Here is a 12,723-nt window from a genome sequence, read left to right on the forward strand (position 1 = left end):
ACGCTCGACGTGCGTGGTGCCGACAGCATCGCTGAACTCGAACGGCAGCGGGCGAAGATCGTGGCGGCCATCGTCGAGATGGACGCTGACGTCGTGGGCATCATCGAAGTCGAGAACGACGACGGAACGGCCACCGCCGACCTGGTCGCCGGGCTCAACGCCGCTGCGGGAGCAGGGACGTACGACTTGCTCGACACCGGGGTGATCGGCACCGACCAGATCAAGGTCGGCTTCATCTATCAGCCCGCACGCGTCTCGCCCGTGGGCGACTACGCCATCCTCGATTCATCAGTCGACCCCACGTTTATCGACACGAAGAATCGGCCTGCACTGATCCAGACGTTCGAGCAGAACAGCACAGGTGAACGGGTGACGGTTGCGGTCAACCATCTGAAGTCGAAGGGCTCGTCGTGTTCCGACGTCGGTGACCCCGAGCCGCTCGATGGTCAGTCCAATTGCGCCGCCACCCGCACCGCTGCCGCGATCGCACTGGCCAACTATCTGACGACCGATCCCACCGGCAGTGGCGATCCCGACTACCTCATCATCGGCGACCTCAACTCGTATGCGATGGAAGACCCGATCATGGCCCTCATCGCCGCTGGTTACACCGACCTGATGAACGACTTCCAGGGTGCCGATGCGTACAGCTACCTGTTCGACGGACAGCTCGGCTACCTCGACTACGCGTTGGCCAACAGCGCCCTGTTCGGACAGGTCACCGGAACGACGGCCTGGCACATCAACGCCGACGAGATTCCGCTGTTCGACTACAACGACGACATCCACGACCCGGGTGAGGCCTCGTTCGAACGGGAGTCGGGCGTCCTCGAGCTGTTCGCACCCGACGCTCTGCGTTCCTCCGACCACGATCCGGTCCTCGTCGGACTGGAACTCGACTCGGTTCCCGACAACCCGAGCTGCAATGGTTTGGCCGCCACCATCATCGGCACACCCGGTGACGACGTGATCACGGGCACCAACCAGTCCGATGTCATCGTCTCGTTCGGTGGCGACGACACGATCTTCGGTGGAAACGGTGAGGACGTCATCTGCTCCGGGGACGGAGACGACATCATCGACGGTGGGAACGGAACGGACTATGTCGACGCCGGCGCGGGCGATGACGTCGTCGACGGAGGCAACGGCAAGGATGGGATCCTCGGCGGCCGCGGAAATGACGAGCTCGACGGCGGGAGGGGCGTCGACGACCTCGATGGTGGTGACGGCACCGACACCTGCATTCGGGGTGAGACCCTGGTCTCCTGCGAATTGCCGTAATGCCTGAAACCAGCGAGCCGCCCGTTCTCATCACGAACGCAGGCGTTCCCGCGGCCCTGGACTGATCACCTCCTCAAGGACGTCCGGATCGAGGCCGGGGGTCTGAAGCGACCACCCCAGCGTTGAACAAGGCGGACATCGTCCACCCCCACCGTTGCGCCACACACCCGAGGCCCGGATCCGCAATGTCTCGTGATTGATCGACAGCCTGTTGGAGATCGACTCGATCGCCTTCCACCGCGACGGGTACTCGTACTGGTGATCGACACCATTCGAACTGCTCGCTCTCGCACGTCGTCGGGGTGGTTGCCGGTCGACGCTTCTTCTCTGGAATCTGATCCTCTCAAGGGACGAGTGCACATCGGAGCCGTCACCGGTCCCGGGGTTCCTCTGTGTTGTCAAGCGGCGATTTCGGTGCCGTCGTCGATGACGGCGAGTCGGCGTTCGTCGGCGATCATCATGCGCCAGATGTGATTGGCGATTCGCCGTTTGAGGCATCGCATGGCTTCGTTGCGGGTCTTGCCTTCGGCGATCTTCTTGTCGAAGTAGGCCCGCCCGCGAGTGTTGCGCATCCGGTCCTGGGTGACCGCGATGAGATGGATTGCTGAGTTCAGTCGGCGGTCGCCAGGACGCGAGAGACGATGTCGAGCGTGTTCGCCGCTCGCGATCTCGGCACCCGAGCCAAAACGGTGATCACCGAGGTCGGTCCCGTCGACCTCGATGTTCCGAGAGATCGCGACGACAGCTTCGAACCCAAGACGGTCAAGAAGCGTCAACGCCGCCTGGACGGGGTCGATTCAATGGTGATCTCGCTCACCGCGAAAGGCCTCACGACCGGTGAGGTCGAGGCCCATCTGATGGAGGTGTACTCGACGGAGATTTCCCGCGAGACGATCTCGAAGATCACCGACCGGGTCCTCGACGAGATGGCCGACTGGCAGAACCGGCCACTCGATCGCGTGTATCCGGTGATCTTCATCGACGCCCTCGTCGTGAAGATCCGTGACGGCCAAGTCGCCAACCGGCCCGTCTACGCAGCGATCGGTGTCACCGTCGACGGCAAACGCGACATCTTGGGACTCTGGGTCGGCACCGGCGGCGAAGGCGCCAAGTACTGGCTCCAGGTGCTCACCGAGATCAAGAACCGCGGCGTCGAAGACGCGTGCATCGTCGTGTGCGACGGCCTCAAAGGCTTGCCCGAGTCGATCGAAGCAACCTGGCCCCTAGCGGTCGTGCAGACCTGCGTGCTGCACCTCATCCGCAACACGTTCCGCCTCGCGTCTCGCGGCCTGGTGCCCGAGACTGTGCGCCATCTTGGTCAGTCCCAGAACGGTCAGCTACCGCTCGCCGTGCCGGTTCTCGAGCGGGTCCGGCAGGTATCTGCTGGCGTCGATCTGCGTTCCCTCGCGACGGAGGGGGCAGGTTCCGGCGGTACCGCCCGTTCGTGGAATAGCGGATCGATCGCAGGTGACCCGGTCTGGGGGAACATCATGGCGTCCACGTAAACCGGGGCTCGGGCGTCGATTTGAGTTGTCGGCTCAGTGGTCGGAGGGATCGATCTGTGCTGAGATTCCCAAACTGCGTGCGAGATGATGCTCCCACCATTGCTTTGTCCGCCCGGGTTCGTCGGTGTTCGGCGAGCTGATCCCTGCGCTTGCCCGAAACGCTTCGCCGTAGATCGGGTCGAGTGCGATTGCTGCGTGGAGTGCTGCGACGGCGTGTCGCGTCTCGTCGATGTCGGCAGCGGGATCGGCCCGGCGTCGATGGAGTGCCATGACGATGGGTTCGAGGATTCCAACTCCGTCGTCACGCCATCCTGCGGCGTGGAGTGAGACGGCCAGTTCCGCGTACCCATTCGAGTAGACATGTGAGAGCGCGTCGATGATCTGGCGCAGATCGATCTGTCCTTCTCCTGTTGCGCGAGCAGACCCTTCGACCGCCTGGCGAACCTTCCGGCCTCCATGACGAAGTAGGGCGTCGAGGAGTCCTTCTCGATTGCCGAAATGGTGATTGACCCCCGTGTCGGTCATCTCGACGAGAGACGCGACGGCCCTCACCTGTACCGCTGCGACTCCGCCCGTGGACAACAGCTTCGACGCCGCCTCGAGGATTTCGGAACGAGCGGTCTCTGGGGTTCGCCGGCGACGCGTCGACATGCCGCGACATTACCTTGACAACCCAAGCAAGGATCGTTACCTTGATTAATCAATGCAGAGCGCTAGCGTAATCATCGGAGAAACCTCCATCGAGCATCCACGAGAGGTATCGAAGCGCCCCGTTGTCGAGCAGTTCGAACTGGATCGCGGGGACGTGCGACTGAGCGGGGACGTGATCGGTACCGGTCCGACCATCTTGTTGCTCCACGCAGGTGGTGAGCGACGGTCGGTGTGGACCCCGATCACCGTTCGCCTTGCGGCGGCCGGATATCGGTGCGTGACGTTCGACCTGCGCGGTCACGGCAACAGCCAAGGAACGCGCGACGTGTTCTGGCCGATCGTCGATGATGCCGTCGCGATGATCAACTCCATCGGGCAACGGTGTGTTGTCGTTGGGTCGTCGCTCGGCGGCATCGCCGCGATCGGGGCGATGTCGGTCGAGACCGTGCAGACAAGAATTCGTGGCCTGGTTCTCGTCGATGTCGTTCCGGACCCGTCGCCGTCGTTCGCTCGGCGTTTCCTGGAACGAGAAGGAGTACTCGCCCGTGCGACCGGACTGGTCGACGACGTCCTCGCCCACGGCACGGACCTCGCAGGCGTCCTCGCTCAGTTCCGGCAACCGATCCTGCTCGTTCGCGCGAGTGACTCCGCAGTCACCGACCACGACGTTGACCGACTTCGCCGTCGCGTACCGCAGACCGAGGTGGTCAATGTCGATTCCGGGCACCTCATCGCACGCGACGCACCCTTTGCGCTGGCCTGCGTCCTCACCTCAGTTCTCGACGAATGGCACAACGCCGACACCACAGCTCACCTCAACAGTTCGGTCAGGAGCAGCAATGTCGAACAGTAGACCGTTCCTCTTCGTCGACTCCAGCTTCTCTCGGCCGCGGCCCGACCAGCTCGCAGCGCTTCGAGGCGCACCGACAAGTCAGGTCTGCGACGCTCTTGCGGATCCTCTCGTAACAACCACGATCGCTGTCCACCCAATCGATGTCGGACGTCGCCCATCGACAAGCGTTGTCGGCCCGGCCCTCGTCGCCGACAACACTCCCGGAGACGTGCTCGCCACACTGGCCGCGACCCACGTGGTGCAACAAGGTGACGTCGTTGTCGCCGCTTCTCGCGCTCACGCAAGCTGTGCGGCCGGAGGTGAACTCATCGCCTCAGTGATTCGCGACGCCGGCGGCGCAGCCCTCATCACCGACGGCCCAATGCGAGACCGCCAAGGTGTGATGGACACCGGGCTTCCCGTCTGGTGTCGCGGCTTCAACCCCAATCCCCCAATGTCCAACGGACCAGCGCGCGTCGGAGGATCGGCCGTCCTCCTCGGACGGACAGTTCGATCTGGCGACGTCATCGTTGCCGACGCGGACGGCGTCCTCTCCATTCCCCTGAACCGTCTCGACGACGTCATCTCGCAGCTCGAAAGCATCCGTGACTCGGAGCGCGCCATGGCGGCTTCGATTCAACGCGGGCCCGCCGGTCTCCTCGACCTCGACAACATGATCCGTGCCGGCGAAGCCCGAATCAGCAGTCGACAAGCGGACCGCACGGAGCCGCCAACCGCGACCGTCACCGCAATCGGGCGCGTCCACTCACCGCGAGTCGCCCCCGAGGACGACGACTGAGGCGAGGTCGTGTACTTGTTCGACCGTGTCGAGGCGACCAAGATCAACCTCGGGGCACGGCGCCCACGGAAACGCAGCGACTGGCCACTCGTCGGCATTTTCGCCCAGCCCGCCAAGGCCCGACCCAACCGACTCGGCGTCACCACCTGTGAACTCGTCGATGTCACCGACCTCACGATCACCGTCAAAGGTCTCGACGCCATCGACGCCACGCCCGTCCTCGACATCAAGCCCCACGTCGTCGAGTTCCAAGCTCGAAGCGATGTGCATCAACCGACCTGGATCAGCCAGCTCATGGCGACTACCGGCACGTCTCACGACTGAGTGAGCATCGATGTGCGCTTCAGCTCAGCAGTGGGTGGCCAGGATTGCCTGCACCGCGCGTGCCGCCACGTGTGCGCCCCGTTCGACGCTCACCTCGAGTACGTCGACGAACTCGAACAACGCTGTTGACGAGGTGAGCAGCAGCGTGGCATCGATGATCTCGGCTCGTGCGTTCTCGGCAAGGCCCGGGCACAGCGCGTCGATCACCGCGGCGGTCGCGGAGCGATGTCGCGGGGTGCGCGCTCTGCGAAGCGCTGTGCCGCTGGCACCGAGGTGCTGGGCACGCAACAGTGCTTCTTCTGCCATCAGATTGGTCCATGCCGCGCACAGCCATGGCTCGATCTCGTCCAGTGATGTCGGTGGTGACAGTTCGACCACCTGGTCGGCGACGGACGCCAACGCCTCGACGAGATCGGCCCTGCTCGGAAAATGGCGGTACAGCGTCCGCAGTGACACACCCGAACGCTCGGCCACAGCGGGCATCGTGAACGAGACGTCACCCGATTCGCGAACGAGCTCCACAGCCGCGGCCACGACTCGCTCCCTCAGTCGGCGCCGGTTGTCCTCGCGCAGGGAAGAGGGCACGAACGACGCGTCAGCAACTTCACTCACGCCAAGAGTCTGCCACGCCGCCGCGGGCCGCAGTGGCATGGGAATGCCATCTTGACATGAGCATGCCATCTCGCGAAGATGAACTCATGCCCAGCCTCGACGTCCGCCGCTCCATCTCCATCGCTGCACCCGCCGACATCGTTCGACGCCAGTTCGCCGATGTCGCTCACCATGCCGAGACGAACCTCCATCGGGGCGTCCGCTTCGAAGTGCTCAACGAAGACGGCGCGCGGTGCCACTATCGACAAGTCACGCGGGTCGGCCCGGTACGAATCACCCAAGAGCTCGAACTCGAACGACTCGACGAGGGTCCGCTGATCAACACGGTCATCTCTGGCCAGTTCGCCGGTGGCACCATCACCTTCGACGTCCAGCCCGATGGAGCAGACCGCTCGACGGTCGAAGCCCGTCTCGATGCCGAAGTCCGCGGACTCGACGCCGTGGTGGCACCCTTGCTCCGCCGCAGCGTGCGGCGCGCGTTCGCGCGGGGGCTCGAAGAGGATCGCAACGACCTCGAATCGGGATCGTATGAGGGGTACACCAATTCCGATATCGCTCCTGGCGCCGTTCTCTAGCTTGCAGCCATGCGTTGTGCAACGATCGGACTCGCCACCGGAATGGTCACTGGCTTCTTCCTCGTCGCGCTCGGCGCCGTCTTCGTGCTCGTCGGCTGGTCGGCGAAGGCAGACACCGAGCCACCCGAGAACGGGGTCGCCACGACAGCAGAGATCGTTGGTTCCGTCGAAGAGACGGTGTTGATCGACGGCATCGCCAAACCAGTCTTCTCGCCTGTGTACGAGTATGTCGACACCGCCGGTCGGACCCATCGCGTGACCGATGGAACCGCTTCGACCGGCCGACCGCCGACCGTCGGGTCGATCGTCGAGATCAGCTACCTCCCAGGTGACCCGGAATCGGTGCGCCGTACCGACATCGACCGGCGCTGGCTGCAGTGGTTCGTCCGGGGCGGAGCCATCATCGCCGTGATCGGGATGGTCACGGCGCTGCTCTCGCTGATCGTCGTACTGTCCGCGATGGCCAGGAGCCGGCAACGCGACGCAGTTCGTCAGGGCCAGATCGCCGCGTGCTGCGCGAACCACAATGATCAGAATGATCGACTCGACCTCGCTGCCGTCGACACGGAGACCGGTGCATGGCTTGCGAAGTCATGATCAACGAGTGGGACCCGGACAGCCTTCGCATCGCACTTTCGGCCGGCGCCCGAAATCGCGGCTTCAGCACCGAGGCGACCAGGCTGATCGTCGAGGCGTCTCCGCCGAGATCGACGAACCGACCCCGATCAACCCGATTTCTCTCGACGTGTTCGACTTCGACGAGCGGGCGGCTGACAGCCTCCTCCTGAAAGGCGGTACCTCATGAGTGATTCGCTTCCCGGTCCCCGCGGGATCGCCAATCTTCGATGGACGATTCGATTGGCTCGCGATGTCTACGGCACCTTGCCGAAGCTGCTGGACGAGTACGGAGAAGTGTGCGCCCTCGGCATCGGACGGTTCCGGGCGATCAACGTCTTCGGGCCGACCGGAACCCGCGAAGTGTTCGCACAGGGTGCCGGCACGGTGTCGTGGCATGACGCGATGGAGCCCCTGATCCCCGTTGACGGCGAGACGGCGATCGTGGTCTCGGACGGCGCCGACCATGCGCGACGGCGCGCGGTCGTGCAGCCTGCGTTCGGGCGACGCAAGCTCGACGACACGATCGAAATGATGTCGAGTGAAGCGCGGTCGACATTTGCCTCCTGGACACCGGGGACCGACCACGAGGCATCCAGCGAGTTGCGGGTCTGTATCCGCCGGATCGTGATGAGCGCCCTGTTCGGTGACGACATGGGGAACCGGGCCGACGAGTTCGGCGACCGGTTGGAGGACGCGTTCCACTACATCAACCGCCCACCGTGGAAACGCTTCGATCACGAATGGCCAGGCACCCCGTATCGGGCAGCGATGAAGTCACGACGCGCAGCAGACAAGATCGTCTACGACGAGATCGAACGACGGCGCACCATGGTCGACCTCGCGGACCGCGTCGATCTGCTGTCGTCATTGCTGGTCGCCCGCGACGACGAACAGTTGACCGACGTCGAACTCCGCGACCAAATCGTCAGCCTGATCGCCGCCGGATACGACACAACAACCGCTGCCGCCTCGTGGATGGTGCACTTCCTTGCAACGAACCCGACCGTGTGGACCGAGCTGCAGCGCGAAGTACACGAGATCGCGAACAGTTCGAACGACTCGGAGACCAACTGCACGATGATCGACGGCGACATGCTCGCTCGGATGCCGTGGCTCAACGGGGTGACCAGCGAGACACTACGCCTGGGCTCACCCGGCTACATCGCCGGCCGACGAATCGAGGCCGAGTTCGACGTGCTCGGACACACCCTGCCACCCGGCCCGTTCGTGTTCTACTGCCCATACGTGACGCATCGGATGGCCTCGCTGTGGCCCGACCCACTCGAGTTCCGTCCCGGCCGCTGGATCGAAGGACACGAGCATCACCACCACGTCGCGCAGGGTGCGTGGATCCCGTTCGGCGGCGGTGCCCGACGGTGCCTGGGGCTTGCCTTTGCCACAACCGAACTGAAGGTGCTCGCACTCGAACTGGCACGAGCCGTACCCGGGCCGTTGGTCCCCGAACGCACCGAGATCGCCCCCACAGGCTTCGCCAGCATGCGCCCCACAGACGGCGTCCACATCCACGTGAAATGAACCCACCCACCCCGACCGAACCGCCTACGCCAGCGGATATCGCCGCCCCTCCGCCTCCGACGGGAGCGTCTGAAAGACCCGCCCGGAACCTCAATGGTTCCGGGCCTTCTCGTTGGTGGCGGGGCAGGATTTGAACCTGCGACCTTCGGGCTATGAGGCCGAAACCCGAAGATCACTCAACCCCAGGTTGAGACACATCTTGCCTGCTCAGCCGAGGTTTTCTCCTCCCCACTATTCCCCTCTACTCCCCTCCATCTACCGAGGTGCTGGTACATGGTTGGTACATGGCCAGCGCCTCGAGCTCGACCACGGTGCGGGACCTTGATCCGACCGATCGACTGGGTGTCCTCAGAATCGTACGGTGTCAGCATGGGCAGCCGGCTCAACGCCCTCGACGTCGTCGATCAACTGATGCTGCTCCCCCGGACCGCAACTGGGACCGCGATTCACCTCGCAGCCAAAGCCACCGCGGCCGACGACTTCGCCGATCACACCGGACAGATCGTTGAACGTCCCGAGGCGCCAACCTGTCACCAATGCCTGGCCGTGATCGACAAGGCATTTCCCACACCTGTACCCGACAGCCGAGTCGGAGTGCTGGCCGACCTCGCCGCGACCGCGGTCAACGACCATGGAACCGCGGAGATCGTTGGTGTCCCCGGCGACCAGATGAACGCACTCCGACGCGCAGTTCGCGCTGAGCTGCGACGACGCTTCGGGTTCTCCACGCGCACGTTCACCCAAGACGGGCTCCTCGTGGTCAGCAGCCCCGAGACCCGTCGTCACCGGTGATCACGCCGTCGGTGTGGGCTGAATACGAGCGTGTTGCATGGCGAGTCCGATCTGGGCTGGAGAGAATCCGGTGGTAAACGAGTGGTCGATGTGACCGGGGATCTGCCTCAGGCAGCGGTCAGCATCGACGCCACGACCGCGTCGAGGTCGGCTTGTCCGGGCTGGGGGACCGCATCGGCTGCGGGGACTCCTCGCAGCAGCTCGATCGCTCGATCGATGTGGGCACCCTCATACACGGGACCGTGGGTTTGGGCCCAGGTTGTGATGCCGAGGTTCGCGATCCGGTTCACCTCGGTCTGGTACTTGGTGTCGTCGACCATGGAGATCCAGGGGCTGATCCAGCCGTGCCCGGCGACGAAGCTGGCGGCGAGTTCATCGGCGGGCATCTCGTCGGCGTGCACGACGGCCTCGGGTCCGAGCGCTGCGCCGAGGTCTCCGGCCCAGAACAATCCGGTGCTGGTGTCGAACACGGCGCGTGTGGTGGGGCTGTCGAAGATCGGCGGACGGTGGAAGGTGAGCGTCCGGTCACCGATGTCGAGCGATTCACCGCTCGCGACCCAGCGCATGCGACGTGGGTCGAGGTCGATCGTGCCGACGAGTCGCTCGGTCATCCACCACGACGTCACGACGGTCGCATTGCGGAGTTGCTCGACGGCGGTGGCGAGGTTGCCGGTGTGGTCGGGGTCCTCGTGGGTGACCACGATCCACCGGACGTCGTCGGGCTCGACGACCGAACTCACGGCGGCGAGCCAACCGTCGCGGTCGGCGGCAACGCCGGTGTCGAACACGACGGGTTCGCGGCTGGCGAGCACCATCGAATTCATGTGGATACCGACGGGTGCTCCTGGATGCTTCCAGAAGCTTTGGATGAGGTGCGCTTCAGGGGTGATCTGGACGGGACGGATGAACTGGTTCATGGCAGGTGCTCCTTGTTGAGGTTGAACACCTGTAGAGACGGTGGCTCTGACGGCCAGGTCTCAATCTGCGTCCTTCGCCGGACATCGGCGTCAGATCACTGCTGGGGAGGGCAACCGCACCCATCGACGCGGAGCTGGAAGTCGACCAGTTCGCCACGGGTATCGGTGGTGACGTCACAGCACTGCTTGACCAGCGTCGAGAACTGTCGGCGACCACGCTGCACGCGTGACTTCATCCCCGACAGCGAGATCCCTTCGAGCCGGGCGGCGTCGGTCTGGGTGAGGCCGTCGAAGTCGGTGAGCTCGAGCGCACGCCGGTAGTCGGCGGGGAGTGCATCGACGAGCGGCCGGATGCACGAAGCGAGCTCTGACAGCGTGGCCTCTTGATCGTCAAGCCAGTTGTCGGCGCTCGGCTCGGCAACCGGTTCGATGTCGGCGGCGGGCGCTTCGCGTCGCCGGCCCGAACGGCGGTAGTGGTCGGTAATCGCGTTGCGGGTGATGCGGAACACCCACGCTGTGACTCGGTCGTGGTCGTCCAGGGAACCGAGATTCTGGTGAATGCGCAGCATCACGTCAGCAACGATGTCGTCAGCCTGGTGGGGATCGTTGATCCGACGGCGCACGAACCGCTCGATCGACGCGCCGACCTCGCCCCAAATCGTGACGAGGTCGAGTGCACCGTCGGTGTCGTGGGTCAGTGTCATCGTCGTCTCCATGGTCATGCAGACGCTCGCCGACGGGTGGCGGACGCAACAATCCCGAGGAAAGCATCTCACGGGCGAACGGTGCGTCTCAACCTGTATCCATCCACGCTCTGAAGGAGACATTTCCATGACCCCCACCAACCTTCCCGTCGCCGTGATCGGAGCTGGTCCCGTCGGCCTCGCCGCTGCGGCTCACCTCCACGAACGCTGTATCCCGTTCGTCGTGTTCGAAGTCGGCGACGATGCCGCCACGAGCATCCGCGAGTGGTCGCACGTCCAACTCTTCTCACCATGGAGCCACAACATCGACCCGGCCGCCCGCCGATTGCTCGAGGCCGACGGCTGGATCGCGCCGAACGACCAGGAGCATCCGACCGGCGGCGAACTGATCCAGCGCTACCTGCAGCCGTTGGCGTCGATGCCAGCGATCGGTAGCGCGCTGCGAACAAACCGGCTCGTGGTCGGCATCACACGCGCCGGAACCGACAAGGTCACCACGTCAGCACGCGGCGAGGCCCCATTCCTGATCAGCACGGAGAGCCCGTTCGGTCCGGAACGTACGCTCGCCCGGGCGGTGATCGACGCGACAGGAACGTGGTTCACGCCGAACCCCGTCGGAGCCGACGGGCGCCCCGCGATCGGTGAACATCACGCGGCTGACCTGATCGAAGCCGGCATCCCCGACGTCCTGGGTCGTGATCGCCGACGCTACGCCAAACGCCGCGTCGCGGTCGTCGGTTCCGGCCACTCCGCTCAGAACGCAGTCCTTGATCTGGCCGTGCTGACCGAACGTGCTCCCGGCACCGAGGTCACCTGGATCGTGCGGCGTGCGGATCCAGGACAAATGTTCGGTGGCACGGCCAACGACCAACTCCCCGAGCGGGGCAAGCTGGGCGCCGACGCTCAGCACGTCGTCGATCACGGCACCGTGCAGCTCGTCACTGGGTTCCGGACCGAGCGCATCGCCAGCGGCCCTGATGGGGTCACGCTGATCGCCGTCGACGGTCGCAAGGTTGGCCCGTTCGATCGGATCGTCAACGCGACCGGGTTCCGCCCCGACCTCGAGATGCTGTCCGAATTGCGTGTCGACGTCGATCCGGTGTTGCAGAGCGCCCGGTCCCTGGCACCGATGATCGACCCCAACGTGCACTCGTGCGGGTCGGTCCCTCCACACGGAGCAGCGGAACTCGCCCACCCCGAACCAAACTTCTACATCGTCGGCGCAAAGAGCTACGGACGAGCCCCGACGTTTCTGCTCGCAACCGGGTACGAACAGGTTCGCTCCGTCGTGGCGAAGCTCGCCGGCGACCAGGCAGCGGCCGAGGACGTCCAGCTGATCCTGCCCGAGACCGGCGTCTGCTCGCTCGACCGCATGCGTGCTGGCTCGGCCACTGTCGAGCGGGATCTGGCAGCGGTCTCGAATGCGGCCAACGCCTGCTGCAACTGACGCCACTGGGGCCACCTCCGCCGGGTGGGGGTCGCCAGCGCTTCGCCGGGCGACCCTCACGCTGGCGATCGCGCAGCTGGTGTCGTGGGGCGTGCTCTTCTACGGGTTCGCCGTTGCCGCACCCGTCATC

General features: G+C 64.7%; 14 protein-coding genes and 3 pseudogenes. 11 read left to right on the forward strand and 6 right to left on the reverse strand.

Annotation, left to right across the window (positions count from 1 at the left end; genetic code table 11):
* A partial coding sequence (locus WBV89_RS16475) for an ExeM/NucH family extracellular endonuclease (protein WP_423982436.1) occupies positions 1-1,281 on the forward strand: 1,281 nt, incomplete at its 5' end.
* 398 nt (positions 1,282-1,679) lie between these two features.
* Here the strand turns inward: WBV89_RS16475 and WBV89_RS16480 are convergent.
* Both WBV89_RS16480 and WBV89_RS16485 read right to left on the reverse strand, forming a co-directional pair.
* Positions 1,680-1,853 (reverse strand): hypothetical protein, encoded by a 174-nt coding sequence (locus WBV89_RS16480; protein ID WP_423982448.1) that lies wholly within the window; start codon positions 1,851-1,853, stop codon positions 1,680-1,682.
* 30 nt (positions 1,854-1,883) lie between these two features.
* Positions 1,884-2,015: pseudogene (locus WBV89_RS16485) on the reverse strand (hypothetical protein); the annotation flags it as partial.
* Between WBV89_RS16485 and WBV89_RS16490 the strand changes: the two are divergent.
* Positions 1,953-2,567: pseudogene (locus WBV89_RS16490) on the forward strand (IS256 family transposase); the annotation flags it as partial. The pseudogenes WBV89_RS16485 and WBV89_RS16490 overlap by 63 nt on opposite strands.
* Positions 2,568-2,819: 252 nt before the next feature.
* On the opposite strand, the gene WBV89_RS16495 reads toward WBV89_RS16490, so the two are convergent.
* A complete protein-coding gene (locus tag WBV89_RS16495) occupies positions 2,820-3,437 on the reverse strand; it encodes a TetR/AcrR family transcriptional regulator (RefSeq protein WP_423982437.1) in 618 nt (205 codons plus the stop codon).
* Positions 3,438-3,489: 52 nt separating this feature from the next.
* Here WBV89_RS16495 and WBV89_RS16500 point away from each other — a divergent pair, with 52 nt between their 5' ends.
* The 4 genes and pseudogenes from WBV89_RS16500 (at position 3,490) to WBV89_RS16515 (ending at position 5,392) form a co-directional block, all read left to right on the forward strand.
* Positions 3,490-4,290 (forward strand): alpha/beta fold hydrolase, encoded by an 801-nt coding sequence (locus WBV89_RS16500; RefSeq protein ID WP_423982438.1) that lies wholly within the window; start codon positions 3,490-3,492, stop codon positions 4,288-4,290.
* Positions 4,277-4,810: pseudogene (locus WBV89_RS16505) on the forward strand (RraA family protein); the annotation flags it as partial. The gene WBV89_RS16500 and the pseudogene WBV89_RS16505, both read left to right, overlap by 14 nt.
* Positions 4,811-4,891: 81 nt before the next feature.
* Positions 4,892-5,068: a hypothetical protein gene (locus WBV89_RS16510; protein WP_423982449.1), complete on the forward strand. Its 177-nt coding sequence runs from the start codon at positions 4,892-4,894 to the stop codon at positions 5,066-5,068.
* 9 nt (positions 5,069-5,077) lie between these two features.
* Positions 5,078-5,392, forward strand: a complete 315-nt coding sequence (locus WBV89_RS16515) for a TrmO family methyltransferase domain-containing protein (RefSeq protein ID WP_423982439.1) — start codon at positions 5,078-5,080, stop codon at positions 5,390-5,392.
* Positions 5,393-5,416: 24 nt separating this feature from the next.
* Here the strand turns inward: WBV89_RS16515 and WBV89_RS16520 are convergent, their stop codons facing one another.
* Positions 5,417-6,004 carry a TetR/AcrR family transcriptional regulator gene (locus WBV89_RS16520; RefSeq protein ID WP_423982440.1) on the reverse strand — a complete coding sequence of 196 codons (588 nt, stop codon included), beginning with the start codon at positions 6,002-6,004 and terminating at the stop codon, positions 5,417-5,419.
* A gap of 86 nt (positions 6,005-6,090) precedes the next feature.
* Between WBV89_RS16520 and WBV89_RS16525 the strand changes: the two genes are divergently transcribed.
* The 4 genes from WBV89_RS16525 (at position 6,091) to WBV89_RS16540 (ending at position 9,525) form a co-directional block, all read left to right on the forward strand.
* The gene (locus WBV89_RS16525; RefSeq protein WP_423982441.1) at positions 6,091-6,579 is read left to right on the forward strand and encodes an SRPBCC family protein; all 489 of its coding nucleotides are present in this window, start codon (positions 6,091-6,093) and stop codon (positions 6,577-6,579) included.
* Between the two features lie 9 nt (positions 6,580-6,588).
* A complete protein-coding gene (locus tag WBV89_RS16530) occupies positions 6,589-7,176 on the forward strand; it encodes a DUF3592 domain-containing protein (RefSeq protein ID WP_423982442.1) in 588 nt (195 codons plus the stop codon).
* Positions 7,177-7,380: 204 nt separating this feature from the next.
* Positions 7,381-8,733 carry a cytochrome P450 gene (locus tag WBV89_RS16535; RefSeq protein ID WP_423982443.1) on the forward strand — a complete coding sequence of 451 codons (1,353 nt, stop codon included), beginning with the start codon at positions 7,381-7,383 and terminating at the stop codon, positions 8,731-8,733.
* A gap of 369 nt (positions 8,734-9,102) precedes the next feature.
* Entirely contained in the window at positions 9,103-9,525 is a 423-nt protein-coding gene (locus WBV89_RS16540) for a hypothetical protein (protein ID WP_423982444.1), read from the forward strand.
* A gap of 107 nt (positions 9,526-9,632) precedes the next feature.
* Here WBV89_RS16540 and WBV89_RS16545 read toward each other — a convergent pair whose 3' ends face one another.
* Both WBV89_RS16545 and WBV89_RS16550 read right to left on the reverse strand, forming a co-directional pair.
* Positions 9,633-10,442, reverse strand: a complete 810-nt coding sequence (locus WBV89_RS16545) for an MBL fold metallo-hydrolase (protein WP_423982445.1) — start codon at positions 10,440-10,442, stop codon at positions 9,633-9,635.
* Between the two features lie 95 nt (positions 10,443-10,537).
* Positions 10,538-11,164: a sigma-70 family RNA polymerase sigma factor gene (locus tag WBV89_RS16550; protein ID WP_423982446.1), complete on the reverse strand. Its 627-nt coding sequence runs from the start codon at positions 11,162-11,164 to the stop codon at positions 10,538-10,540.
* A 109-nt stretch (positions 11,165-11,273) separates the two neighbouring features.
* Between WBV89_RS16550 and WBV89_RS16555 the strand changes: the two genes are divergently transcribed.
* A complete protein-coding gene (locus WBV89_RS16555; protein WP_423982447.1) occupies positions 11,274-12,593 on the forward strand; it encodes an NAD(P)-binding domain-containing protein in 1,320 nt (439 codons plus the stop codon).
* Positions 12,594-12,723 lie beyond the last annotated feature (130 nt).

This window comes from Ilumatobacter sp. (genome assembly GCF_049588435.1).
Classification (GTDB): domain Bacteria; phylum Actinomycetota; class Acidimicrobiia; order Acidimicrobiales; family Ilumatobacteraceae; genus Ilumatobacter_A.